Raw genomic sequence first — 25379 nt, forward strand, 5'->3', positions numbered from 1 at the left:
GTGACAAACCCGACAGGTTTCTAAAACCTGTCGGGTTTAAATAAAAAAAACAGTTAAAAATGAAAAATATAAAAATCATCCTATTTCTTCTTTCCATTTTTTGTTTCCAGAAGAATACCGCACAAGTCTGGACGCCAGATAACGGAGACGGAACATACACCAATCCGATTATTCATGCCGATTATTCAGATCCAGATGTTGTTCGCGTAGGCGATGATTATTATATGACAGCTTCTTCTTTTAATTGTATTCCAGGGTTACCGATTTTACATTCAAAAGACTTGGTAAATTGGAAAATTATAAGCTACGCTTTAGCTAAACAGCCTCCATTTGAAACCTACAATAGCGTACAGCACGGAAACGGAGTTTGGGCGCCAAGCATCAATTATCACAACAACGAATTTTACATCTATTATCCAGATCCAGATTTCGGAATTTATATGATAAAAGCTAAAAAAGCAGAAGGTCCTTGGTCTGAGCCACTTTTAGTTAAAGCAGGTGTTGGATTGATTGATCCGAGTCCGCTTTGGGACAATGATGGCAAAGCTTATTTGGTGCATGCTTTTGCAGGAAGTCGTGCTCAAATTAAAAGTTTGCTAGTCGTTTGTAGCATGAATCCAGACGGAACCGTTGTGAATAATGATGAAGTAATGGTTATTGACGGACACGAAAGCGAAGGCACAATTGAAGGGCCAAAATTTTACAAACGAAATGGATATTATTACATTTTTGCACCAGCAGGAGGAGTTCCAACAGGATGGCAGACTGTTTTAAGATCGAAAAATGTTTTCGGACCTTATGAAAAAAAGAAGGTTCTAGAACAAGGTTCGACCGCAATAAATGGGCCGCATCAAGGGGCTTGGGTAACGACTCAGACAGGCGAAGATTGGTTTTTTCATTTTCAAGATAAAGGCGCTTATGGCCGAATTGTGCATCTGCAGCCAATGAAATGGGTGAATGACTGGCCGGTTATGGGAGAAGATTTTGATAAAAATGGAATAGGTGAGCCCGTAACAACGTACAAGAAACCAAATGTTGGCAAAAAATATCCGATTGAAGTTCCAGCAACTTCAGATGAATTTAACGAGCCAAAATTAGGATTGCAATGGCAATGGCAGGCAAATAAACAGACCAACTTTGGTTTTCCAACTAGTTTGGGTTATTTGAATTTGTTTTGCAATACCACAACCAAAAATATTTTTAATGCTCCGAATTTACTCTTGCAAAAATTTCCAGCAGAAGAATTTACGGCGACTACAAAACTGACTTTTAATGCAAGATTAAATGGAGAAAGTACAGGTTTGATCGTTATGGGGTTAGATTATAGTTATCTGAATTTCAAAAATGAGAACGGAAAATTATATCTGAATCAGAAAACAGGAACTTTTGATAAAACGGTTTCAGAGACTGAAACCAAGCCTGTATTAATTGAGCAAAATACAATTTATTTAAGAGTAAAAATTAGCAAAGGTGCGATCTGTAGTTTTTCGTATAGTTTAGACGATAAAAATTACCAAACCATAGGAAAAGATTTTACTGCTAAAGAAGGAAAATGGATTGGAGCGAAAGTCGGACTTTTTGCTTTGGGTGAGATAATTAAAAATGATTCGGGGAATGTTGCTGTTGATTGGTTCAGAGTAACAAGATAGGTTGGAAATGATACAGTTTAAAAAACAAATAATGCTTTTTTTATGCCTTTGCAGTTTTGCTGTAAATGCTCAGAATACTTATAAAAGATGGTCAGATGTTATTCGCAAGAGTGATGTCGCTTGGTTTGCAAACGCAGACGCGAAAAGAGTAGCAGAAAATGTACTGCTCTACCAAAGAGATATTGGAGGCTGGCCAAAGAATATTCAAATGCAGGATGAGCTGACCGAAAAGCAGAAAAAAGATTTGATTGCTCTTAAAAAAACAGCTGTAGAAACTACTACAGACAACGGAGCAACTTGTCAGGAAATGCTTTTTATGTCTAGAATGTATGCGCAGGTTAAAGACGAACGTTATAGAGAATCTTTCTTAAAAGGCTTAAATTATCTGCTGGAGGCTCAATATGCAAACGGAGGATGGCCTCAGTTTTATCCGTTAAAAAAAGGATATTATACGCACATTACCTACAATGATGATTCGATGGTTAATATTATGAATGTAATAAAAGCCGTTGCAGACGAAACTGATTATTACAGCATTAAACCATCAAAAGAAATTGTGGAAAAATGCAGAAAATCATTTGATAAAGGAATCGATTGTATTTTAAAAACACAATACAAGCAAAATGGTGTTTTAACCGCTTGGTGCGCGCAGCATGATGAAGTGACTTTGGCGCCAGCAAATGCAAGAGCTTTTGAATTGGCTTCGTTAAGCGGTTATGAATCAACAAAAATAGTATTGCTTTTAATGTCGATTGACAAACCGTCAAGAGAAGTTGTTACCGCTGTAAAAAGTGCGGTAGAATGGTTTCAAAAAACTAAAATTACCAATTTAGAAGAAAAAAGAGTTTTAAATGACGCCGGAAAAATTGTAGATAAAAAAATGATTCCAGCAGTAAATGCCAAACCTATCTGGGCAAGATTTATGGATTTGGAAACCAATGAACCTTTCTTTTGTGACCGTGACGGAACTAAGAAAAAATCATTGGATCAAATAGGATCAGAAAGAAGAAATGGCTATTCATGGTATTCAGATGCACCAGAGGAAGTTTTAAAAAAATTTCCAGACTGGGCAGTTAAAAACGGTACAAAAGTAGGGGCAGCCGAAAAGAAAATTGTAGATTATATTACTGTAGCGCAAGATGGTTCGGGAGATTTTACCAAAATTCAGGATGCAATTTATGCAACACCCGCTTTTCCTTATGATAAAGTTACTATTTTTATTAAAAACGGAATCTACAACGAAAAAGTTAGAATTCCGGAATGGAATACTAATGTATTTCTGAAAGGGGAAAGTAAAGAAAATACCATTATTACTTTTGATGATAATTTTTCAAAAATAGCTTTAGGCAGAAATAGTACTTTTTATACCTACACACTTTTGGTTGAAGGGGACGATTTTACGGCATCAAATCTAACGATTAAAAATACTTCTGGTGAGCATGGACAAGCTATTGCGTTGTCTGTTGTAGCCAACCGCGCTAAAATTATTAACTGTAATCTTTTAGGAAATCAAGATACGTTGTATTTGTCTGGAAAAGAGGCAAAGCAATATTTTAAGGATTGTTATATAGAAGGCACAACAGATTTTATTTTTGGAGGCGCAACCGCCTTATTTGAGAACTGTACGATTCACAGTATCAAAAGCTCTTATATCACAGCTGCTTCAACCCCCGAAGGAACTTCGTTTGGTTTTGTTTTCAAAAATTGTAAACTGACTGCAAGCCCAGAGGCAAAAGAGGTATATTTAGGAAGGCCGTGGCGTATTTATGCTAAAACAGTTTTTATAAACTGCGAAATGGGAAAACAAATAAAGCCAGAGGGTTGGGAAAATTGGTCTAAACCAGAAGCTGAAAAGAAAGCTTTTTATGCCGAATACAATTGCACGGGCGAGGGTTTTCAGCCATCTAAAAGAGTGAAGTGGTCGCATCAGCTTTCCAAAAAAGAAGCAGGACAGTATTCTATAGAAAATATTCTAAAAGATAAGACTGCAAACTGGTATTTGAAGTAAGTCGCAGAATTCGGTCTCAGTCACGGTTTGCACTGAATACTGCAACTGAGACTAAAAACTAAAAATAAAAACATGAATATAAAATATCTATTCTTAATACTTCTTTCCAGCGCTTGTTTTGCACAAAATGGAGATTTTCCATCAGCAAAAGTAGATGCAATTGTAAAGAATATTCAGCTTCCGACAATACCTGCTTATCAGATAAATATTTTAAAACTGGGAGCAAAAGGTGATTCTGTTGCTGATAATAAAAAGGCTTTTGACAAAGCAATGGCGTTGTGTAAAAAGAATAACGGCGGAACTATAATTGTGCCAAAAGGTATTTATAAAATTAATGGTCCAATTCATTTTGTAAGCAATGTTAATCTTAAAATAGAAAAAGGAGCAAAGATTAAATTCAGCGACAATCCGAAAGATTATTTGCCATTGGTTTTAACAAGTTGGGAAGGTACAATGCTGTATAATTACAGTCCGTTGATTTACGCTAATAATTGCAGCAATATAGCGATTACAGGAGAAGGAACAATTGATGGAGAAGGAGGAAAGAACTGGAAAACTTTTAAAGCAAAAGAAAACGACGGTAAAAACCGAAGCCGTGACATGAATCACAACAATATGCCATTAGAGGAAAGAAAATTTGGAGAAGGCTATTTTTTACGACCACAAATGATTCAGTTTTTAAATTGTAAAAACATTTTAGTCGAAAATATCAGAATCGAAAATTCGCCGTTTTGGTGTCTGCATCTTTTAAAATCAGAAAGTATTACCATTCGCGGAATAAGTTACAAATCCTTAAATCACAATAATGACGGAATCGATCCAGAATACGCAAAAGACGTTTTAATTGAAAATGTGACTTTTGACAACGGAGACGACAATGTTGCCATAAAAGCAGGAAGAGATCATGAAGGAAGAGCTAATGCAGCAACGCCTAGCGAGAATATTGTGATACGAAATTGTAATTTTAAAGGACTTCACGGAGTAGTAATTGGCAGCGAAATGTCGGCTGGAGTTCAGAATGTATTTGTAGAAAATTGCAAAACGGCAGGATATTTAAAAAGAGGCATTTATTTAAAAACCAATGCCGATCGCGGAGGCTATATCAAAAATATATTTGTTCAAAATATCCAGTTAGACCAAGTAGAAGATTGTCTATACATTACAGCAAATTATCACGGAGAAGGAAAAGGCTATCAATCAGAGATATCAAATGTATATTTCTCTAATATTACCTGTAACAAAGCGTCAGAATCTGGTATTGTAATTCAGGGATTTGCAGATAAAAAAATCAAGAATATCTCTTTAAAAAACATAGAAATCAAAGAAGCCAAAAATGCGCTCTCGAATGAAAACGCAGAAAACGTCTTGATGACAGATGTTTTTATAGGTAAAAGAGCAACAGTGCCTACAGCAGTTTCAAAACATTAGATTTTTAACCTCATTTTATAGCTAAGCGTTTTTTTTAACGCAAAGTGCACAAAGAAAGCGCAAAGTTCGCAAAGGTTTAATAAAAGGAGACAAAGGCTCAAAGGTTCAGAGATTCAAAGATTCTTTGTGTCCTCATTGACAAAGTAAATAAAGAATAAAAAACTTAGCGAACTTTGTGTAACCTTAGCGCACTTTGCGTTAAAAAAACACTTCGCAATAAAACCACTCAGCATTAAAAAAATAAAAGAAAATGAAAAAATATATCTTTCTAACATTACTTATCACCACAGTAAGTTTTGCCCAAAAAACCTCTTTGTATTGCATTGGAGACTCTACAATGGCAAATAAAAAAGATCCGGACAAAAATCCAGAACATGGTTGGGCTCAGGTATTACAGCCTTTTTTCAAAGAAAACATAACAGTAATCAATAAAGCGGTAAACGGACGAAGCACGAGAAGCTTTATCAATGAAAAACGCTGGGATTCTGTTTATCACAAACTTAAAAAAGGAGATTATGTTTTTATAGAATTCGGACATAATGATCAGAAAATTGAAGACTCAGCACGATTTACCAATCCGCATACAGCTTACAGATACAATCTGATTCGTTTTGTAAAAGAAAGTAGAGAAAAAGGTGCTATTCCGATATTATTAACTTCCATCTCAAGACGTAACTTTAACGAAAAAGGCGTTTTGGTACCTACACATGGCGATTATCCTTTAGAAACTCGATTGGTCGCACAGGAATATAATGTGCCTTTTATAGATTTAGAATACTACACCGAATTATTAGAGCAATCTTACGGGCCAGAAAAATCAAAACAGCTTCATCTCCATTTCAAAGCGGGAGAAAATGCTTTTTATAATACAGATAAAGCTGATGATACGCACCTTTCCTTGTTAGGAGCAAATAAAATTGCTGAAATTGTAATTAACCAAATTAAGCTTTCGAAAGACGCTTCGCTAAAGAATCTTAAAAGCGGAATTAAGTAAAAACATTTTAAAATTAAGACAATGAATAGAGAGGGAAATTTGCATTTCCCTTTTTTCTTTTTGTTTCCTCTTTTGTTTTTTTAGTATTTAATATAAAAGAAGATAAAAAAAGTATAGATCAAAGATTAAAGAAATAAATCTAGCCTTATTTTAATATTATAAAAGCTTCTAAGTCTATTTAAGACTTTTTTGTTGATATACTTTTGCTTTGAATAATATACCTAAGAAAACAAAAATTATGAAAGCGGCTAATTTTTCATTAGAGTTTCAGTTGAATATTTCTGAAATTAGAAAACTTAACAAAATGTACTTTGAACACTTCTTTAAGGAGCGTCTTATATATGTTTTTTTTGTAGTTGCATTAGTGATGCTTTTTCTTGATTTTATTAATGAAGCCGATTTTTTTCAGTGGCTGATAAGTTGTTTGGTTACACTTGTTTTTTTGGTGATCATTCAATTCTTTTTTCTGGATGCTATATCTAGAACGATTTTCTGCTTAACAAAATGGCTTATCCAGTATAACAAATTTTATAGCAGATATAAACTCACTTTTACTTATTCTGATGTTTGTGTTCGATCTCCGTTAAGAGAATTAAAACATAAATGGACAAAAATTGAAAAAGTTATTTCGACTAAAAATTTCTTATTTCTCTACGTAAAAGAAAGAAATGCTTATATCATTTCTATTTCAAAGAAAGATCACAATTGTCAAGAGATTGAAGAATTGGTTTCATTTGTTGAAAAGCATGTCATGCACGTGATAAAAGTCTAATCCATTTTTAATAATAATATCAAAAATACCTTATTATGATTGTTTTATGGCTTATTGAAGCTAATGAATGATTGATACAGCTCTAATTTTGCTACATATTTTAGTAGCGAATCCCTCAGTTAATGGAGGAGTTTACTGTTTTAAAAAACAAAAAGATGCAAAAGGAGCGAGTTTTAGTGGTTGATAATCAAGGTTTTTTTCTGAAAATGTTTAAAAGAAAACTTAAAGATGAGTTTGAATTTTTAGAAAAATCTTTTACTGATCAATGTGAAGGGACAATAAATCAATATGATCGAATTATTTATGTAGTCTACAGGAGAGAAGAGTTGCTTAGTTTTTTACAAGAAGAAAAAAGAGCAAATACTTTAGTTTGTTTGTTTAATAGGCAACTTTACAAGAGCTTATCTTTTTTAGAAGAAATCAATAATTTGATTTTGTTTGATGAATCAAAAACGAGTCGTGAAATTTTTAAAGAAGTAAAACTCTTTTTGAAAATGAAATTAGATTTCAAAAGGGAAAAAAAGACAGTGAGGCCATCTAATCCATCACAATCAAAGTTTAATGAATATTACAAAGCAATGTATTTTTTAATGTGAAGTAATTTATTTTATTTTTTATATTTTTTTCGATCATATTATTTGATAGTAATGTGTTTAAATTGCAGGGTAATTGTTGTTCGTTATCCTGCTTTTTATTTATATTAATTTTCATTTTTTTTAGAAGTTTTTGATTTTTAAGTGTTATTATAACAATTAAAAATCTTAAATTGTTCTGAAAAAATAAAGAATAAAGAAAGAATGAAAAAAAGAGTATTATTTTATCTTCCAATTACTTTAGTTACGGTATTATTAGCGAGTTGCAAAGTTTCTCAAAATGTATCAGAAAAAACAATTGTTTTAAAAAATAGTAGTTCTTTGGCGCTCTCGCAAAAAGCAATTTCTATAAAAAGAGAGAATATTGGAGAAAGCAATGTAAAAGGAGCTTTTCCTATTTTAATTTCAAAAACAGATACCATTCCAGCACAGACAAACGATTTGAATGGCGATGGAAAATGGGATGAACTTTTCTTTACAACTGATTTTTCACCAAACGAAGAAAAAATCATTCAGTTAAAATGGTCTGATATAGATCCCAAGTTTACAATAAAAACCAGTGCACGTTTTGGAAAAAGAGAAGGAAAGGATCTTCCTGTTCATCCAGATACACAAGAGGTTTTAATGGCGAATCAGGTTCATAAAAAATTAGGTTATCAAAAATACCAAACAGACGGACCGACTTGGGAGAATGACAAAGTTGGTTTTAGACATTATCTAGATGGAAGAAATTCTAAAGATGTATTTGGGAAAAAGCTTCCAGGGATAACTCCCGAAAACGTTGGTATAAACAGCAAAGGCGCGGTTGAAGATAATTATCACGTGATGTACGATTGGGGAAGAGATATTTTTCCCGTTGGGAATTCTGTTGGTTTAGGCGGTTATGCATTGCTGATTGATAATAAAATAGACCGACTTGGAATTTTAGGCAATGACACCATAAATAATGTAGAAAAGACGACTTTTAAAATTGTAGCAGAAGGACCGGTAAATTCTGTTTTAAGCTACCACTATCAAAACTGGAAAGCCTCTGAAAATCTTTATCAAGTACAGGAAACAACTTCTATTTGGCCTGGAATGTATGGTTATAAAAATACTGTTTCAATAGATGGCATTAAAGGCAAAGAAACATTTTTGGCTGCAATTTCTAATTTGAATAATAAAAATCCGCTACAGGTTATAGAATCTGGAGATTGGATATGTCTAATTCAACACGATTATTTGACTTATGAACGCCAATGGATTTTGGGAACAGCGATTTTAGTTCCTGCAAATATTTATCAAGGTTATATTGAAGCTCCTAAAACAGGACAGCTGACTGATTCGTATTTGGCAAAATTAAAAGTTGATAATAAAAAAGAGATCAGTTATTATGCGATTGCAGCTTGGGAATTGAGTGCCGATAAAGGTTTTAATGATTCTGCATTTTTTACTAATTATGTGACCAATTTAGCCCAACAGCTTTCTGCTAAAATAAAAGTCGAAATAAAGTAATTTGAAACGATAGGCTGTTGTACAAAATGAGAGAGTTTTTAATTGTTTTAGCTTTTATAAGCGGATTGAATTTTTCTTTCTCGCAGCAGGTAACTGATGTTTTTCCTGATGGCACTCCCATCAGCAGCTGGTTTAAAAATGATCAGAAATTGCAATTAAAGGATTTAGGAAAGCAATATCGTATAACAGATTTTGGAGCTAAAAAAGACAGCACAATAATCCAAACGCAAGCCATTCAGGCAATAATTGACCTTGCATCGGCAAATGGTGGCGGTGTAATTGTAGTACCGAAAGGTGTTTTTTTGAGTGGCGCTTTATTCTTTAAGCCTAAAACAGCTTTATATTTAGCCAAAGGAGCAGTTTTAAAAGGCTCAGATAATATTATTGATTATCCAATTATGGCTTCAAGAATGGAAGGACAAAATTTGGATTATTTTCCCGCCTTGGTCAATGCTTATGGGGTAGATCATTTTTCTATTTCGGGAGAAGGAACAATAAACGGAAATGGAAAAAAGTTTTGGGAAGCTTTCTGGAAAAAACGTGGTGAGAATCCTGATTGCACGAATCTTGAAGTCTCTAGGCCAAGATTAATTTTTGTATGGAATTCAAAAAATGTTCAGTTTCAGGATGTAAAATTGATTAATTCAGGTTTTTGGACGAATCACTTTTATAAATGTAATAATGTAAAACTGCTGAATCTTTACATCTTTTCGCCACATATTGAAATTAAAGCGCCAAGTACCGATGCCATTGATCTTGATGTCTGCGAAAATGTTTTGATAAAAAACTGCTATATGTCTGTAAATGATGACGCCATTGCCTTGAAAGGAGGGAAAGGACCTTACGCAGATAAAGATTCAAATAACGGCCCTAATAAAAACATCATAATTGAGGATTGTACATTTGGATTTTGCCATTCGGCTTTAACCAATGGAAGTGAAGCGATTCATAATCGAAATGTAATTTTTAGAAATAGCCAAATAAAAGGTGCTTCTAGAATGTTGTGGCTAAAAATGAGACCAGACACGCCACAGCGATACGAATATATTTTAGTCGAAAACATTCAAGGCGAAGCAGAAACTGGACTTGCCATTTTTGCTTGGCGACAGTTTTATGATTTGAAAAACCGTCAGGATATTCCTTTATCTTATGGCGATCAGATTACTTTAAAAAATATCAATCTTAAATGCACAAATTTTTATGGGGTGGAAAAAGATCCCAATGTGAGATTGAGTAATTTTAGATTTGAAAATCTAAATATAGAGTCTGTAAAAACTAAGATGGATAAAAGCATTATAGACGGACTTGTTTTAAAGAATGTTTACTTAAACAAGACTCTTATTGAGTAAAATTTTCCTTTTTTGAGGAATTTTTCCGCTCAAAAATTAACAAATAGAAGAGGTATAAGCCATCTTTTTGGATGAAACTAGTTTTAATTTGATACTTTCTGCAGCGTATTAAAACAGTTGTTGTAAAAACACTTTCAAAGTAAGTGGTTGATTGCTAATGTATTGTATTTGCTGGTTTTTAATAAAGAACAGAAGTCAATTTATTGTAAAGGAAATGAATGAAAAACTGCATTAAATTTAACAGCAAAATTGTTGTAACTATCACACAAACTTTTATTTTTGTGGCTTAATTTAACAATATATAAGCATGAAAGATTTATTAGTAAAAATCAACGCCGAAATTGAAACATTCAAAGCTGAAGCTGAATCTTTGACTGAAAAAGGAATTAAAGCTGCTGGACCAAGAGCACGTAAATCAACTTTAGAAATTGAAAAACTTTTAAAAGAGTTTAGAAAAGTTTCTATCGAAGAATCAAAAAAATAATACAACTAAAACCTCGTCAATCGACGAGGTTTTTTTATGGGTTAAAGTTGTTGGGAGTAAAGAGTAAAGAATAAAGAGTAAAGAATAAAGAATAAAGAATAAAGAGTATAGAGTAAAGAGTAAAGAGTAAAGAGTAAAGAATTAAGAATTAAGAATTAAGAATTAAGAATTAAGAATTAAGAATTAAGAATTTCTCTTAACGTCTAAAAAAAACTTAGAATCTTAGAACCTTAGCATCTTAGTATCTTAGAAAAAACTCATATCCATTTTAGCTTCGTCGCAATCGAGCATGCTTCAACGGTATTATTAACTTTCATTTTTTCTAAAATATTTTGTCGATGACGGCTTACGGTATTGATGCTGATAAATAGGAGAGTTGCAATCTCTTTACTTTGTTTTCCTGCCTGAAGCATTTTAAGAATCTCTTTTTCTCGTGCAGAAAGAAAGAATTCATTTTCTTTCACATTCTGTTTTACAATATTTCCAGTTGCGGTATTTATTATTGCACCTTCATAGTGAAGAGCAAGAGAAAAATCAAAATTATAAAAGCAAAGTGCCAATTCTACATCTTCGTACTGATTCGAAAAATAGAACATCTTGTGTAATAAAGATTTCCCTGCGGTTTCATCATTCATTCTTAATTTACTGATTACACAAAAGTTTCTTCGTTCCTCAGTCGGAATCGTTTTTATGAACTGAAAAAAATGAAGTTCTAAAAGATATTTTTGCAGTACATCATCTGAGTTTAATTTGCCAAAAAGCTCTTCTTCCCAAATACTCTCAATTTCTTGCACTTGATCTTCTTTGAAAATTTCAAGTTCTTGAGCAATTTTGCCCGAATAGATGTAACTTTTATTGTTGTATAAATCGCTTAAAACGGCAATGCCATTTTCTAAATCAGCAAAATTCTGTGCCATTTCCTGACACGTTTTTAAAACCTTTTTATTATTTAAGTTTCCTGAGTTTTTTTGCTCCAAAAGCTGTTTGCTCAAATCATCTTTTATGTTTTTCATAAAAATGGTTATTTATAAGTATTGTCTTATGATTTTCTGCCGAATATATTTGTATGATTATATGGACTGAAATATAATAAAAAATGGGGTTTAAAATAATTATAAAATTCTTAATCATTTTACTTGACTTATTATCAAGTTGTTTGAGGTAAACATATTGCTTAAAAGGCTTTGTGTGAAAGTTGAGTGGATTGATTAATTAATGCTTAATAAATCAAAATCATGAAAAATCTTCTTTTAATCTTTTTTTTTATAAGTATAATTGCTGTTCAAGCACAAAATTCCACCATAAAAAGGCTTGACGGAAGTACAATTTCAACCGATAGTTTGACCGCCACTATTGAAAACCTTATGAGCAAAGCCGATGTGAAAGGATTAGCTATAGCTGTTTTTAATGCTAAAAAGCCTGTTTACATGAAGACTTTTGGCTTTAGTAATGTCGAAACCAAAAAGAAGTTAGAGCTGCAGACCAATCTTTATGGAGCTTCTTTGAGCAAAGCGGTTTTTGCTGTTTTGGTTATGAAACTAGCAGAAGAAGGAGTCATAACCTTAGACAAACCACTTCAGGATTATCTTCCGAAACCAATTTATGAATATGATTTTAAAGTATGGCACGAAGATTTTACAGAATTAAAATCATATCCAGAATATAAAAAAATAACTGCTAGAATGTGTCTCGATCATACTTCTGGCTTGCCGAACTGGCGTTGGTTTGAATCTGATGAAAAGCTCAAAGTTAAGTTTGAGCCAGGAACTAGATACAGTTATTCGGGTGAAGGGCTTACGTATCTTCAGGTCGTTTTGGAAAAAATTACTGGAAAAACCTTAGAAGAAATGGCTCAGCAAAGGATATTCAAACCTCTGGGAATGTCAAATTCAAGTTATAAATGGCAAGAAAAATTCGAAAAAGATTATGCTTTCGGATATGATAATGATGGAAAGATTCAGGAAAAAGACAAAGACAATGCACCGAGAGGAGCAGGAACGCTAGAAACTACGATAGAAGATTATAGCAAGTTTATAACGGCAATTTTGAATAAAAAAATATTGAATGCTAAATCATACAAAGAAATGTTTAGTCCGCAGATTCGCATTCGTTCTAAAAATCAGTTCGGACCAGGAGCATTAGAAGATGGAAACTGGAATGACCAAACAGAGCTTTCATACGGTTTAGGCTGGGGATTAGTAAAAAGCCCTTATGGTTATGGCGCTTTTAAAGAAGGGCAAGGTTCAGGTTTCCAACACTATGGAATTGTTTTTCAAGACAAAGGAACTGCAATGGTCATCATGTCGAACAGTTATCCAACAGGAAAAATAATTAAGTATTTACTGGAAACAGGAATAAAAGACACCTATACACCATGGGAATGGGATCAATATATTCCATATGATAAAAAATGAGGTGCTGAGGTTCTAAGATTCTAAGGTGCTAAGGAAGTAAAAACTTAGAACCTTAGAATCTTAGCATCTTAGAACCTTAGATAGAATTTCTATCAATAAAATTAAAAGGCACTTTTACCTGACCTTTTTCTTTATTCAAAATCATTCTTGCGGCGGTTTCTCCCATTACATTAAAATCGGTTGACATTACAGTAATGCCAAGCAAATCTTTTAAAGGAGTATCGTTGTATGAAATGATCCCGATATCTTTTCCTAGAACAAACTCTTCATCGCGAATCTGTTTCACTAAATTTACCAGATCAGATTCTTCAATAGTGATAAATAAATCTCCTTTTTTAAGAATCATATCATCGTAAACTTCACTCAGAATTTCAAAATTGATTTCGTGTTCCACACAGAATTTTCTAAATCCGTGCAAAATTCTTCGCGGATAAGGATAAACCGCTTTGTCTGGATATACTAGAATTAAACGTTTGTATTTTGATATTTTAGAAAGACCTTCTTTTAAGGCATTATAAATGTCATTTTCAAAATCCTGGTAAATCTTAATGACATCGTTACCTGTTCCTAATTTTATATTATCTAAAACTACGAGTTTTTCTTGTGGGATTTTTTTAATGGCACTTACAACATCATCAGTAAAGCTCAAATGTTTTAATTCATCTGTTTTAAAGTGCGTTGTAATAACATAATAATCGTAAGCACCTTCAAACTTATCTAAAATATTTAAGAATAAAGTCTCGTCACAGTGATAAATCTGTAGATCAACATGTGCATTTGCGCCCAAAGTATCAATAAATGAGCTGTAGGTTTTCATTTTATACGAACTCAATTTATTAGTCAGAAATAAAATATTGACCTTAGATTCCAATTTTGTTCGAGTAATGTAATAGCCTTTCCCTCTAATTGAAGAAATGATTTTTCGCTCTTTTAAAATATTATAGGCTTTCTCAACAGTATCGCGAGACATATAGAATTCTTCGCTGAAACTATTTATAGAAGGAATTTTTTGATTGATTTTTAAATTTCCGTTGGCGATGTTCTGAAGAATAGAGTCAACAATTTGTTTGTATTTGGGAACTCGAGAGTCTTCGTCTATTTTAATAAGTTTAATCATGTTCATTGTGAGGAAATTTATTTCGCATTTTAGCGAAACTCATTTTAATTCTAAATAATTTTTTTAAAAATCTCTTCTTTCAAAAAGAATCTAATTCACAGAATCATTTTTGTCATAAAAAAGAGAATTCGTCAAGGCTTGTAATCTTTTTTTTATGATTTCTAAATTTTGACCTTAATGCAGAATCAATAATTACGAAATCGATTGCTAAAATAGCCATTTTAAATTTATTTACCCAATAATTACAAGTCGTTATTTCTAATAATCTTTAGTTTTAACAAAAAATATGAAATACGTAAAGGATAGTACAGGACAGTTTTGTTTTTGACATTCTCTTATTTTACAAAACCAAATCACTATCTAACAAACCAAAAACTAAAATTTATTAAATGGAATCATTATTAGGAATCATTTTTCATTCTATCGGAGGATTTTCTTCAGGTAGTTTTTATATGCCTTTTAAAAAAGTAAAAGACTGGGCTTGGGAAAGCTATTGGCTTGTAGGAGGATTTTTCTCTTGGCTGATCGTGCCGCCAATTGCAGCGTACTTAACGATTCCAAATTTTACAGAAATTATTGCAGCAGCTTCTCCATCCATAAAAACCTTCACTTTTACGATGGGGTTAATTTGGGGAATTGGCGGTTTAACTTATGGTTTGGGCGTTCGTTATTTAGGAATGTCTTTAGGGAATTCAATTACGTTAGGATTCTGCTCTGCATTTGGAGCTTTAGTGCCATCCATTTATTATGATATTGTTCCAACAGAGGGTAAGATTTCGTTTTCTCACATGCTTACTAATACTGGCGGTCAGATCGTTTTATTGGGTGTGGTTGTATATCTAATCGGAATCGCCATTTCTGGAAAAGCAGGAATGCTGAAAGAGAAAGATTTTGCAACAGGTCACGAAGATAAAGACAAAGATTTCAACTTAGTAAAAGGTTTGATTGTAGCCGTGATTTCAGGAATTTTAAGTTCCTTCTTTAATTACGGAATCGAAGCTGGAAAATCTATGGCAGAACATGCTGTAGTAAATGGTGCAAATCCGTTATTTCAAAACAACGTGACTTATGTTGTTTTGCTTTGGGGAGGGTTAACGTCCAATTTTATCTGGTGTCTTTATTTAAATTTTAAAAATAAATCAATTAAAAATTACACCGACAAATCGACTCCAATAACTAAAAATGTCTTGTTTTCTGCTCTTGCTGGAACCATGTGGTTTTTACAGTTTTTCTTTTACGGAATGGGAGAAAGCAAACTTGGAAATGGTGCCAGTTCGTGGATTCTGCATATGGCAACCATCATTTTAACAGCAAACTTTTGGGGATTTTATTTGAAAGAATGGAAGGGAGTTTCTAGAAAAACTTTAAGAACTTTTTTCTGGGGAATCGGACTTATTATGCTTGCAATAGTTTTGGTAGGAATTGGTAACTCATTATAAATACAAGAAATAATTTAAAATACTATATGTCGAATACAAACACAATTAATAATATGAATTTTAAGCATGTAAGCTACCTTTGGGATGAAGCTAAGGCAGCCGCATTAGCAGGTGATGAAGTAGCGCTTTTTATTTATCGTTCTAACTTGTTAGGGGCTGATTTAAGATTGACCAACTACGGCGGTGGAAACACTTCTGTGAAAATTACAGACAAAGATCCTCTTACGGGAGAATCTTCTGAAGTAATGTGGATTAAAGGTTCTGGCGGTGATATTGGAACGTTGACAAAATCAGGTTGTGCAGCTTTGTATTTGGACAGACTTCGTAACCTTGAAAATGTTTACAGAGGTATTGAGTTTGAAGATGAAATGGTAGAATTGTTCAACCACTGTATTTTTGATTTAGCTTCTAAAGCACCTTCTATTGATACGCCTTTACATGGTTTTCTTCCGTTCAAACATATCGATCATTTACATCCAGATGCGGCAATTGCTATTGCTGCTGCGAAAGATGGAAAGAAAATCACAGAAGAATTATTTAACGGAGAAATTGGTTGGGTAGGCTGGCAGCGTCCAGGATTTGATCTTGGTCTTCAGTTGAGAGCTTGTTTGGAAGAAGCAGAAAAAAACGGTAAAAAACTACGCGGAATCATGTTAGGTTCTCATGGTTTATTTACTTGGGGAGATACTGCGTTTGATAGTTATATCAATACGCTGGAAGTAATAGAGAAATGTGCTTCTTACTTAGAAGATAATTACGGAAAGAAACGTCCAGTTTTTGGAGGTAAAAAAATCGACAGTCTTCCAGAAGCAGACCGTAAATTAAAAGCAGCAAAAGTAGCGCCAATCTTAAGAGGTTTCTGTTCGTCAGAGCGTCAGATGATTGGTCATTATACAGACGATGCAAGAGTTTTAGAATTCATTAATTCTAATGATCTTTCAAAATTAGCTCCATTAGGAACATCTTGTCCAGATCACTTTTTGAGAACTAAAATCAGTCCATTGGTTTTAGAATTAGATCCAAATGAAGATTTATCTGATGTTGCTGCTGTAAAAGCCAAACTAGCTCCTGCATTTGAGGCTTACCGTGCCATGTACAAAGACTATTACAATGCATGTAAAAAATCAAACTCGCCAGCAATGCGTGACCCAAATCCAGTTGTGATTTTATATCCTGGAGTTGGAATGTTCACTTTTGCTAAAGATAAAACAATGGCGCGTTTGGCATCTGAATATTATATCAATGCAGTAAACGTAATGAAAGGCGCTGAAGCAGTTTCGGAATATACTTCTTTACCGCACCAAGAAGCTTTTGATATTGAATATTGGTTGCTAGAAGAAGCAAAATTGCAGCGTATGCCAAAACCAAAAGCATTGTCTGGAAGAGTAGCTTTAATCACAGGTTCTGCGGGCGGAATTGGTAAAGCTATCGCTAAAAAATTCGCTCAAGAAGGTGCTTGTGTCGTAATTAATGATATTAATGAAGAGCGTTTGCAAGGTGCATCTGCTGAGTTTATTAAAGCTTTTGGTAAAGATGCCGTTTCTAGCACTTTATTGAATGTTACAGACGAAGTAAGCACAGAAAAAGCATTAGACGAAGCTTGTTTAGCTTTTGGAGGCGTTGACATTGTAGTGAATAATGCTGGAATCAGTATTTCTAAATCTATTGCAGAACATACTCTTGAAGAGTGGGATAGATTATATGATATCTTGGTAAAAGGACAATTTATTGTTTCTAAAGCAGGAATCGAAGTAATGCGCAAGCAAGGTTTTGGAGGAGATATTGTAAATATCGTTTCTAAAAACGCTGTTGTTGCTGGTCCGAATAATCCTGGTTATGGTTCGGCTAAAGCAGCGCAAGCGCACTTAACACGTTTAATGGCTGCAGAACTTGGAGCTGATAAAATTCGTGTCAATACAGTAAATCCTGATGCCGTAATTTCAGACTCTAATATTTGGTCTGGCGGATGGGCAGAAGGTCGTGCAAAAGCATACGGAGTTACAGTTGAAGAACTTCCAGCTTACTATGCAAAACGTACGTTATTAAATGAAATCATATTGCCAGATGATATTGCTAACGCTTGTTATGCTTTTGTTGGAGGTTTACTTGGTAAATCTACAGGAAACGCATTAAACGTAGACGGTGGCGTAGCCATGGGCTTTTATAGATAAAGATTGTTTAGGTTTTTTATATAAGTTTGTTTAAGCAAAAGTGGTTTTTTGTGGTCTAGCGTTCGAATTCTTTCGAACGTTAGATTTTTTTAGCATATAACAATTCGCTTTAACAAAGAAAACTTAACAAAAAAGTGAAGTAAAACGGGAGTTCACAGCGTATAAAGTTATATCTTGTAGACTCTATTAAAATATCAATAACTATGTTAATCGGATCAAACCACATCGAATCTCATAACGAAGATTTAATCAAAAAACACCAGAATAAATTAGTTTTTACAGCTTCAGAAATTAATGATACAGAAGCGATTATTCAAAAATTAATCGATTTTCAAATTGCCATTCCATCTTGGGCTTTAGGAACAGGAGGAACAAGATTTGGACGTTTCGCTGGAGGAGGAGAACCTCGTTCTTTAGAAGAAAAAATTGAAGATGTTGGTTTGCTTCACAAATTAAACAATGCTTCAGGAGCCATTTCACTTCATATTCCGTGGGATATCCCGACTGATTATAAAGCAATCAGAACACTTGCAAATCAGCATGGGTTAAAATTCGATGCTATGAACTCGAATACTTTTCAAGATCAAGCAAGCTCTGAGCACACTTATAAATACGGTTCTTTACAAAATGTAAACAAAGCGGTTCGCAAACAAGCAATTGCTCATAATATTGAAGTTATTAAACACGGAATCGAATTAGGTTCTGAGTCTTTAACTATTTGGCTAGCTGACGGTTCTAACTTCCCTGGGCAGTTAAACTTCAGAAAAGCATATCAAAATACTTTAGAAAGTTTAGAGGAAATCTACGATGCATTGCCTTCAAACTGGAAATTATTTTTAGAATACAAATGTGCTGAGCCTAACTTTTATTCTACGACTGTAGCAGATTGGGGGCAGTCTTATTCGTATGTTAAAAAGTTAGGCGACAAAGCGCAGACTTTAGTCGATTTAGGGCACCATCTTCCAAACGCTAATATTGAGCAGATTGTTTCTTTATTATTGATGGAAAACAAATTAGGAGGTTTCCACTTTAATGATTCAAAATATGGTGATGACGATTTAACGGCGGGAGCATTAAAACCATATCAATTATTCTTGATTTTCAATGAATTGGTTGAGGGAATGGATGCCAGAGGAATGAATCACGCCAAAGATTTAGGCTGGATGATCGACGCTTCTCATAACATCAAAGATCCATTAGAAGATTTATTGCAGTCTGTTGAGGCAATTATGATTGCTTACGCACAAGCACTTTCTGTAGATAGAAAAGCATTGGAACAAGCACAAGAAGAAAATGATGTGGTAAAAGCACAAGAAATTCTTCAAAATGCTTTCCGTACAGATGTTCGTGCATTAGTTGCCGAAGCTCGTCTTCGTTCTGGAGCGGCTTTAAATCCTGTAGCATTATACCGTTCGATTCAAGTAAGACAAAATCTTATCGAAGAAAGAGGTTTAAAAACAATGGCAACGGGATTATAATTATCAATTATTAATTGTTAATTATAAATTGACAATTGATAATTAACAATTTACAATTAAAAAGAATGAATGTAGTTGCGATTTTTGATATTGGTAAAACAAACAAAAAGGTTTTTTTATTTAACGAAAATTATAAAATTGTCTGGGAGAAATCGGTTAATCTGGAGGAAACCAAAGACGAAGACGGATTTCCGTGTGAAGATATCGAAGTACTTAAAAATTGGATTTTAGATAGATTATCTGAAATAAAAGAGCTTAAAGATTATGTTTTAAAAGCCATCAATTTTAGCACTTACGGCGCCAGTTTTGTTTATATAGACGAAAACGGAAAAGTTTTAACTCCTCTGTATAATTATCTAAAAGATTATCCAGAGGATTTAAAAGCTAATTTCTATGAAAAATATAAAGGAGAAAAAAAGTTTGCTGTAAAAACAGCTTCTCCAGTTTTGGGCAGTTTAAATTCGGGAATGCAGATTTACCGATTGAAAGAAGAAAAAACCGAAATTTTTGAAAATGTAAAATACTGCTTGCACTTGCCGCAGTTTTTAAGTTTTCTTTTAACGAATGAAGCCTATGCTGATATTACAAGTATTGGCTGTCATACCAATTTGTGGAATTTCAAAAAAATGAAATATCATAAATGGCTGAAAGAAGAAGGTATTTCAGATAAAATACCACCAATTCATTTTGGAAAAGATGTCATTATGACTCGCGATAATCTGGCAATTGGAGTTGGTCTTCACGATAGTTCATCGGCCATTATTCCGTATACAATCAATTTTACAGAACCTTTTGTATTGTTGTCTACAGGAACTTGGAGTATTTCTTTAAATCCATTCAATAATAAGCCTTTAACTTTTGACGAATCGCAAAACGATTGTCTGTGTTATATGCAGTACACAGAGAAACCCGTAAAAGCGGCTCGTTTATTTGCAGGAAACGAACACGAAGTGCAAACCAAACGTTTGGCGCAGCATTTTAATGTTCCGGTTGATACCTACAAAGAAGTTTATTTTGACAAGAAGATTGTAGCCAATTTGCGAGCGCTTAATTATCAAATTTTTTATCCTAAGAAATATAATTTTGATATACTGAAAGAATGCCCTTTTCAAAAAAGAGATCTTTCACATTATAAAAATTACGAAACAGCCTATCACCAATTAATGCTGGATTTGGTAGAACAGCAAGTTTTTTCTACCAATTTGGTAATTCATAACAGTCCTGTAAAAAAGATTTTTGTGGATGGAGGTTTCAGTAAAAATTCAATTTATATGAATTTATTGGCAGAAGCTTTTCCAGATATTGAAGTCTACGCCGCATCGATGGCGCAGGCGAGTGCTTTGGGTGCTGCATTGGCGATTCATGATAATTGGAATCCGAAACCCATTCAGAACGATTTAATTGACTTGAAATTCTATAAACATTAGGTAAAAACGATCTGTATGTTGTAAATTTGCTGAGAAACGTATTTTTTACATTTTTACAGTACACGCCAAAATGAACAACACACTAAATACTACAACATGAAAATTGGACTTTTTATACCTTGTTATGTCGACCAATTTTATCCAAAAGTAGGAATCGCAACCTACGAATTACTACAAAAATTAGGTTGTGACGTCGAATTTCCGATGGGGCAAACTTGCTGCGGACAGCCAATGGCTAATAGCGGTTATGCGCATTTAACAAAAGGATGCGACACCAATTTTATTGCCAATTTTTCTGGATTTGATTATATCGTCTGTCCTTCTGGAAGTTGTGTTTTGCATGTAAAAGACCATTTGCACGACGAAAAACAAGAAGAGAAGGCAACAGCAATTCGAAATACAGTTTACGAACTTACTGAGTTTATAACCGACGTTTTAAAAATTGACCACATTGACGGTAGATTTCCTTTTAAAGTGGGAATGCACGTGAGCTGTCACGGTCAGCGCGGATTAAAGCTTTCGCAAATGTCTGAATTAAATGCGCCATTTTTCTCGAAACCAGAACAACTACTACACAATATTGAAGGTCTTGATTTGGTTGCTTTAACGAGAAAAGATGAATGCTGTGGTTTTGGAGGAACGTTCTGCGTTACCGAAGAAGCAGTTTCTGTAAAAATGGGACAAGATCGCATTAAAGATCACGAAAGTCATGATGTGGATTATATTACAGGTGGAGATATGTCTTGCTTAATGCATTTGGATGGAATTTTAAAAAGACAAAAAAGCAGGATCAAAACCATTCACATTGCTGAAATATTAAATTCACTTGAAAACTAAAAATAGATGTTGAGTATAAAATTTAACCGCAAAGTGCGCAAAGTTTTACGCAAGGTTCGCAAAGTTAATTTTAATCTTTGCGAACTTTGCGCTTTTTCCTTTGCGAACTTTGCGGTTAAATAAACATTTCAAAATTGACTTTTAAATAATAGAAAATGTCATCAGAAAAAATAATACCGCACAGCGAAGCCGCAGCGAAGTTCAATAAAGACGTAGAGCGTGTCAATTGGCATGATGAAACGCTATGGTTTGTGCGTGCTAAAAGAGATAAATCAGCACATCAAATTGAAGATTGGGAACTGTTGCGTGAAACCGCTTCTCAAATTAAATTTAATGTGCTTTCTAATATTCACGATTATTTAGTTGAATTTGAGGCAAATGCTCAAAGAAACGGAATAATTGTACATTGGGCAGCCGATGCCAAAGAACACAACGAAATTGTGCATTCTATCATGGCTAAACATGATGTAAAGCAAATGGTTAAATCCAAATCGATGCTTACAGAAGAATGCCATTTAAATGATTATTTAGCCGAAAAAGGAATTGAAGTAATCGATTCTGATTTAGGTGAATATATCGTGCAGCTTCGAAAAGAACCACCGAGTCATATTGTACTTCCGGCCATTCACTTAAAAAAGGAAGACGTAAGCGAAACTTTCCACGAACATTTGGGCACAGAGAAAGGAAATTTTAATCCACAGTATTTGACAGAATCTGCTCGCCATAGTTTGAGAAATACTTTCTTGACTAGAAAAGTGGCTTTAACCGGAGTCAATTTTGCGGTTGCCGAAACAGGGGAATTTGTGGTTTGTACGAATGAAGGGAATGCCGATATGGGTGCGCATTTGGCAGACGTTCATATCGCTTGTATGGGATTCGAAAAACTGATTCCGAAAAGAGAACATTTAGGCGTTTTCTTGAGATTATTGGCAAGAAGCGCAACGGGCCAGCCTATTACAACTTTTTCAAGTCATTTCAAGAAGCCAAGAGACGGAAAAGAAATGCATATCGTAATTGTAGACAACGGAAGAAGCACACAATTAGGAAGAGAAGATTTTAGAAATTCGCTAAAATGTATTCGTTGTGGAGCGTGTATGAACACTTGTCCTGTTTATAGACGAAGCGGCGGTCATAGTTATCATAATGCGGTTGCAGGACCAATTGGTTCTATTTTGGCACCAAACTTAGACATGAGCAAAAATGCCGATCTGCCTTTTGCCAGTACACTTTGCGGTTCCTGTACCAATGTTTGTCCTGTAAAAATTGATATTCACGATCAATTGTACAAATGGCGTCAGGTTTTGGTAAAAGAAGGGCATACACCAACAGCCAAAACGGTTGCAATGAAAACGATGGCGACGGTATTGGCGAATCCAACGGTTTTTAATATTGCTGGAAAATCGGGAAGATTTGTAATGAAGAACGTTCCAGGAATGGTCAATAATAAAATGAATAAATGGTACGATCAGCGTGAAATGCCAGATGTTCCAGAAGAGTCTTTTAGAGAATGGTACAAGAAAAATTCGAAAGAATCTAAAAATAGAAAGAATGAGTAGTAAAGGCGAAATTTTAAAAAGAATAAAACTGAATCAGCCTAATGAGGTTGCAGAACTGCCTGATCTAAATCTTTTAGGTTCCGAACAATTTGATGTATTAGAAACCTACAAAACAGTTTTAAAAGGAATTGGAGGCGATCCTGTAGAAGTTGCTGATTATAATGAAATTATCAATTACATTAAATCGAATTACAATCTGGAGAAACGATTAATTACAACGCTTCCAGAACTTTCTGAGATTGCTTCTTTAGATTGGAAAACAGTTGATCCGCATTCGCTTCAAGATGTTGAATTAACGGTTGTAAAAGCACATTTTGGAGTAGCAGAAAACAGCGGACTTTGGGTAACGGATGCTATTTTAGGACAGCGCGTTGCACCTTTTATTGCGCAGTATTTAGCGATTATCGTTCATAAAAAAGATCTTGTACCAACGATGCAGCAAGCGTATCAGAGAATTGGAAACATGGAATATGGTTTTGGAACTTTCATCGCAGGTCCGTCAAAAACAGCCGATATTGAGCAATCTTTGGTTCTTGGTGCGCATGGTGCTAGAGGGTTGATTGTGTTTTTATTGGATTAAGAAAACAAATAAAAAATATAAAATAGTGAATGCAGAAAGGGTAACTTTTCTGCATTTTTTATTTTTCATTTAAAAGTGATTGATCATACGAGAAATAAAAAAAATCAGCTTGGTACGTTTTTTTTATTATTTTTAAAGTGTATAACTTACACTTAACCACACTTGCAATGAAAATCAAAAACTTATGTACAATGGCGATAGGAATATTTTTTCTGTCTACATTATCAAATGCTCAAACCAAAGCATTTCAAAAAGAAGAATTCAAACAATGGGCTCAAACTCCTCCAATGGGATGGAATAGCTGGGATTGTTACGGACCAACAGTTGAAGAACACGAAGTAAAAGCCAACGCCGATTATATGGCAAAAGAACTGAAGAAATTTGGCTGGGAATATATCGTGGTCGACATTCGTTGGTTTGTAGAAAACGACAAAGCAGGAGGCTATAACCAGACCGATCCGCGTTACGTAATTGATCAGTACGGAAGATATTTGCCCGCAATAAACCGATTTCCTTCAGCAAAAGACGGCCAAGGTTTTAAGCCTTTAGCAGATTACATTCATAAAAAAGGATTAAAATTCGGAATTCATATCATGCGTGGCATTCCTAAAAAAGCAGTTGAAGATAAACTGCCCATAAAAGGAGCAAATGGAATTACAGCAGATCAGGTTTATACCACCTCTTTACAATGCGAATGGCTGAGAGACAACTATACCGTTGTGGCAGACAAACCCGGAGCGCAGGAATATTATGATTCTATTTTTGAATTATATGCAAAATGGGGAGTAGATTTTATTAAAATTGATGATTTGTCAAGACCGTATCATGAAGCTGAAATCAATTTAATTAGAAATGCGATTGACAAATGCGGACGCAAAATTGTATTAAGCACATCGCCAGGTGAAACGCCAATTTCAGCTGCCGCTCACGTAAGCAATCATGCCAATATGTGGCGAATGGTTGATGATGTTTGGGATACATGGCCACACATTACGCACTTAATGGATGTAGCGCAAAAATGGTATCCGTACATTGCACCAGGAACATGGCCAGACTGCGATATGATTCCGCTAGGACGCATTTCGGTAAGGGGAGAAAGAGGCGAGGATAGAATGACGCGTTTAACCAAAGACGAACAATATACTTTAATTACATTTTTCAATATCTTCAAATCGCCATTGTTTTTTGGAGGAGATTTACCAAGTAATGATGCTTTTACCTTATCATTATTAACGAATAAAGAGGTCGTAAAAATGCATAACGAAAGCAGCGATGTAAAACAGCTTTTTCAGAAAGAAGGAAAAATTGCTGTGACATCAAAAAATACCAAAGATGGCAGTGTTTATCTGGCTTTGTTCAATATCTCAGATAATGCTTCGCAAAAAGTTTCCGTAAATCTTTCCGATTTAGGAATTTCTACTTCAGCCGAAGTTTTAAATATGTGGACCGGTGAGAAATCAAAAGTAACTTCAAAAGAAATAACAGCCGATTTAAAGCCTCACAGCTCAGTTTTATATCAGTTAAAAAATAAAAAATAAGCATCAGATTATTAAAATAAAAAAGCGGTTCCTATGAATTAGAAACCGCTT

General features: G+C 34.1%; 20 protein-coding genes. 18 read left to right on the forward strand and 2 right to left on the reverse strand.

Going from position 1 to position 25379, the window contains the following annotated elements; all coding sequences use genetic code 11:
• Positions 1-59 precede the first annotated feature (59 nt).
• The 9 genes from SOM12_RS13085 to SOM12_RS13125 all read left to right on the forward strand — a co-directional run bounded on the left by SOM12_RS13085 (position 60) and on the right by SOM12_RS13125 (position 10771).
• Positions 60-1649 carry a glycoside hydrolase 43 family protein gene (locus SOM12_RS13085; RefSeq protein ID WP_320493739.1) on the forward strand — a complete coding sequence of 530 codons (1590 nt, stop codon included), beginning with the start codon at positions 60-62 and terminating at the stop codon, positions 1647-1649.
• A 31-nt stretch (positions 1650-1680) separates the two neighbouring features.
• Complete coding sequence (pelA, locus tag SOM12_RS13090) at positions 1681-3657, forward strand: pectate lyase (RefSeq protein WP_320493740.1); 1977 nt, start codon at positions 1681-1683, stop codon at positions 3655-3657.
• A gap of 72 nt (positions 3658-3729) precedes the next feature.
• Positions 3730-5085 (forward strand): glycoside hydrolase family 28 protein, encoded by a 1356-nt coding sequence (locus tag SOM12_RS13095; protein ID WP_320493741.1) that lies wholly within the window; start codon positions 3730-3732, stop codon positions 5083-5085.
• Between the two features lie 250 nt (positions 5086-5335).
• The gene (locus SOM12_RS13100) at positions 5336-6079 is read left to right on the forward strand and encodes a rhamnogalacturonan acetylesterase (protein ID WP_320493742.1); all 744 of its coding nucleotides are present in this window, start codon (positions 5336-5338) and stop codon (positions 6077-6079) included.
• Positions 6080-6317: 238 nt separating this feature from the next.
• Entirely contained in the window at positions 6318-6851 is a 534-nt protein-coding gene (locus tag SOM12_RS13105) for a YcxB family protein (RefSeq protein WP_320493743.1), read from the forward strand.
• Between the two features lie 155 nt (positions 6852-7006).
• Positions 7007-7447, forward strand: a complete 441-nt coding sequence (locus SOM12_RS13110; protein ID WP_320493744.1) for a hypothetical protein — start codon at positions 7007-7009, stop codon at positions 7445-7447.
• A gap of 201 nt (positions 7448-7648) precedes the next feature.
• The gene (locus tag SOM12_RS13115) at positions 7649-8938 is read left to right on the forward strand and encodes a DUF4861 domain-containing protein (RefSeq protein ID WP_320493745.1); all 1290 of its coding nucleotides are present in this window, start codon (positions 7649-7651) and stop codon (positions 8936-8938) included.
• A 26-nt stretch (positions 8939-8964) separates the two neighbouring features.
• Positions 8965-10287, forward strand: a complete 1323-nt coding sequence (locus tag SOM12_RS13120) for a rhamnogalacturonidase (RefSeq protein ID WP_320493746.1) — start codon at positions 8965-8967, stop codon at positions 10285-10287.
• A gap of 307 nt (positions 10288-10594) precedes the next feature.
• Complete coding sequence (locus SOM12_RS13125; protein WP_008467640.1) at positions 10595-10771, forward strand: histone H1; 177 nt, start codon at positions 10595-10597, stop codon at positions 10769-10771.
• Positions 10772-11028: 257 nt separating this feature from the next.
• Here the strand turns inward: SOM12_RS13125 and SOM12_RS13130 are convergent, their stop codons facing one another.
• Positions 11029-11784, reverse strand: coding sequence for a response regulator transcription factor (locus SOM12_RS13130; RefSeq protein ID WP_095930776.1), 756 nt, complete (start codon positions 11782-11784; stop codon positions 11029-11031).
• 222 nt (positions 11785-12006) lie between these two features.
• On the opposite strand from SOM12_RS13130, the gene SOM12_RS13135 reads away from it, so the two are divergent.
• Entirely contained in the window at positions 12007-13185 is a 1179-nt protein-coding gene (locus SOM12_RS13135; RefSeq protein ID WP_320493747.1) for a serine hydrolase domain-containing protein, read from the forward strand.
• Between the two features lie 76 nt (positions 13186-13261).
• On the opposite strand, the gene SOM12_RS13140 is transcribed toward SOM12_RS13135, so the two are convergent.
• Positions 13262-14302 (reverse strand): GntR family transcriptional regulator, encoded by a 1041-nt coding sequence (locus tag SOM12_RS13140; RefSeq protein ID WP_095930828.1) that lies wholly within the window; start codon positions 14300-14302, stop codon positions 13262-13264.
• Between the two features lie 389 nt (positions 14303-14691).
• Between SOM12_RS13140 and rhaT the strand changes: the two genes are divergently transcribed.
• The 8 genes from rhaT (at position 14692) to SOM12_RS13180 (ending at position 25328) form a co-directional block, all read left to right on the forward strand.
• Positions 14692-15741, forward strand: a complete 1050-nt coding sequence (rhaT, locus tag SOM12_RS13145; protein ID WP_095930774.1) for an L-rhamnose/proton symporter RhaT — start codon at positions 14692-14694, stop codon at positions 15739-15741.
• A gap of 26 nt (positions 15742-15767) precedes the next feature.
• Positions 15768-17912, forward strand: coding sequence for a bifunctional aldolase/short-chain dehydrogenase (locus SOM12_RS13150; RefSeq protein WP_320493748.1), 2145 nt, complete (start codon positions 15768-15770; stop codon positions 17910-17912).
• A 203-nt stretch (positions 17913-18115) separates the two neighbouring features.
• Positions 18116-19390 (forward strand): TIM barrel protein, encoded by a 1275-nt coding sequence (locus tag SOM12_RS13155; RefSeq protein WP_095930772.1) that lies wholly within the window; start codon positions 18116-18118, stop codon positions 19388-19390.
• Positions 19391-19455: 65 nt separating this feature from the next.
• Positions 19456-20817 carry an FGGY-family carbohydrate kinase gene (locus SOM12_RS13160; RefSeq protein ID WP_320493749.1) on the forward strand — a complete coding sequence of 454 codons (1362 nt, stop codon included), beginning with the start codon at positions 19456-19458 and terminating at the stop codon, positions 20815-20817.
• Positions 20818-20913: 96 nt separating this feature from the next.
• Positions 20914-21654 carry a (Fe-S)-binding protein gene (locus tag SOM12_RS13165; protein ID WP_320493750.1) on the forward strand — a complete coding sequence of 247 codons (741 nt, stop codon included), beginning with the start codon at positions 20914-20916 and terminating at the stop codon, positions 21652-21654.
• A 155-nt stretch (positions 21655-21809) separates the two neighbouring features.
• A complete protein-coding gene (locus SOM12_RS13170; protein WP_320493751.1) occupies positions 21810-23210 on the forward strand; it encodes a lactate utilization protein B in 1401 nt (466 codons plus the stop codon).
• Positions 23203-23790, forward strand: coding sequence for a LutC/YkgG family protein (locus SOM12_RS13175; protein WP_320493752.1), 588 nt, complete (start codon positions 23203-23205; stop codon positions 23788-23790). Before SOM12_RS13170 ends, SOM12_RS13175 begins: the two co-directional genes overlap by 8 nt.
• A 167-nt stretch (positions 23791-23957) precedes the next feature.
• Positions 23958-25328 (forward strand): glycoside hydrolase family 27 protein, encoded by a 1371-nt coding sequence (locus SOM12_RS13180; RefSeq protein ID WP_320493753.1) that lies wholly within the window; start codon positions 23958-23960, stop codon positions 25326-25328.
• Positions 25329-25379 lie beyond the last annotated feature (51 nt).

Source organism: Flavobacterium sp. CFBP9031 (assembly GCF_034044945.1).
Classification (GTDB): domain Bacteria; phylum Bacteroidota; class Bacteroidia; order Flavobacteriales; family Flavobacteriaceae; genus Flavobacterium.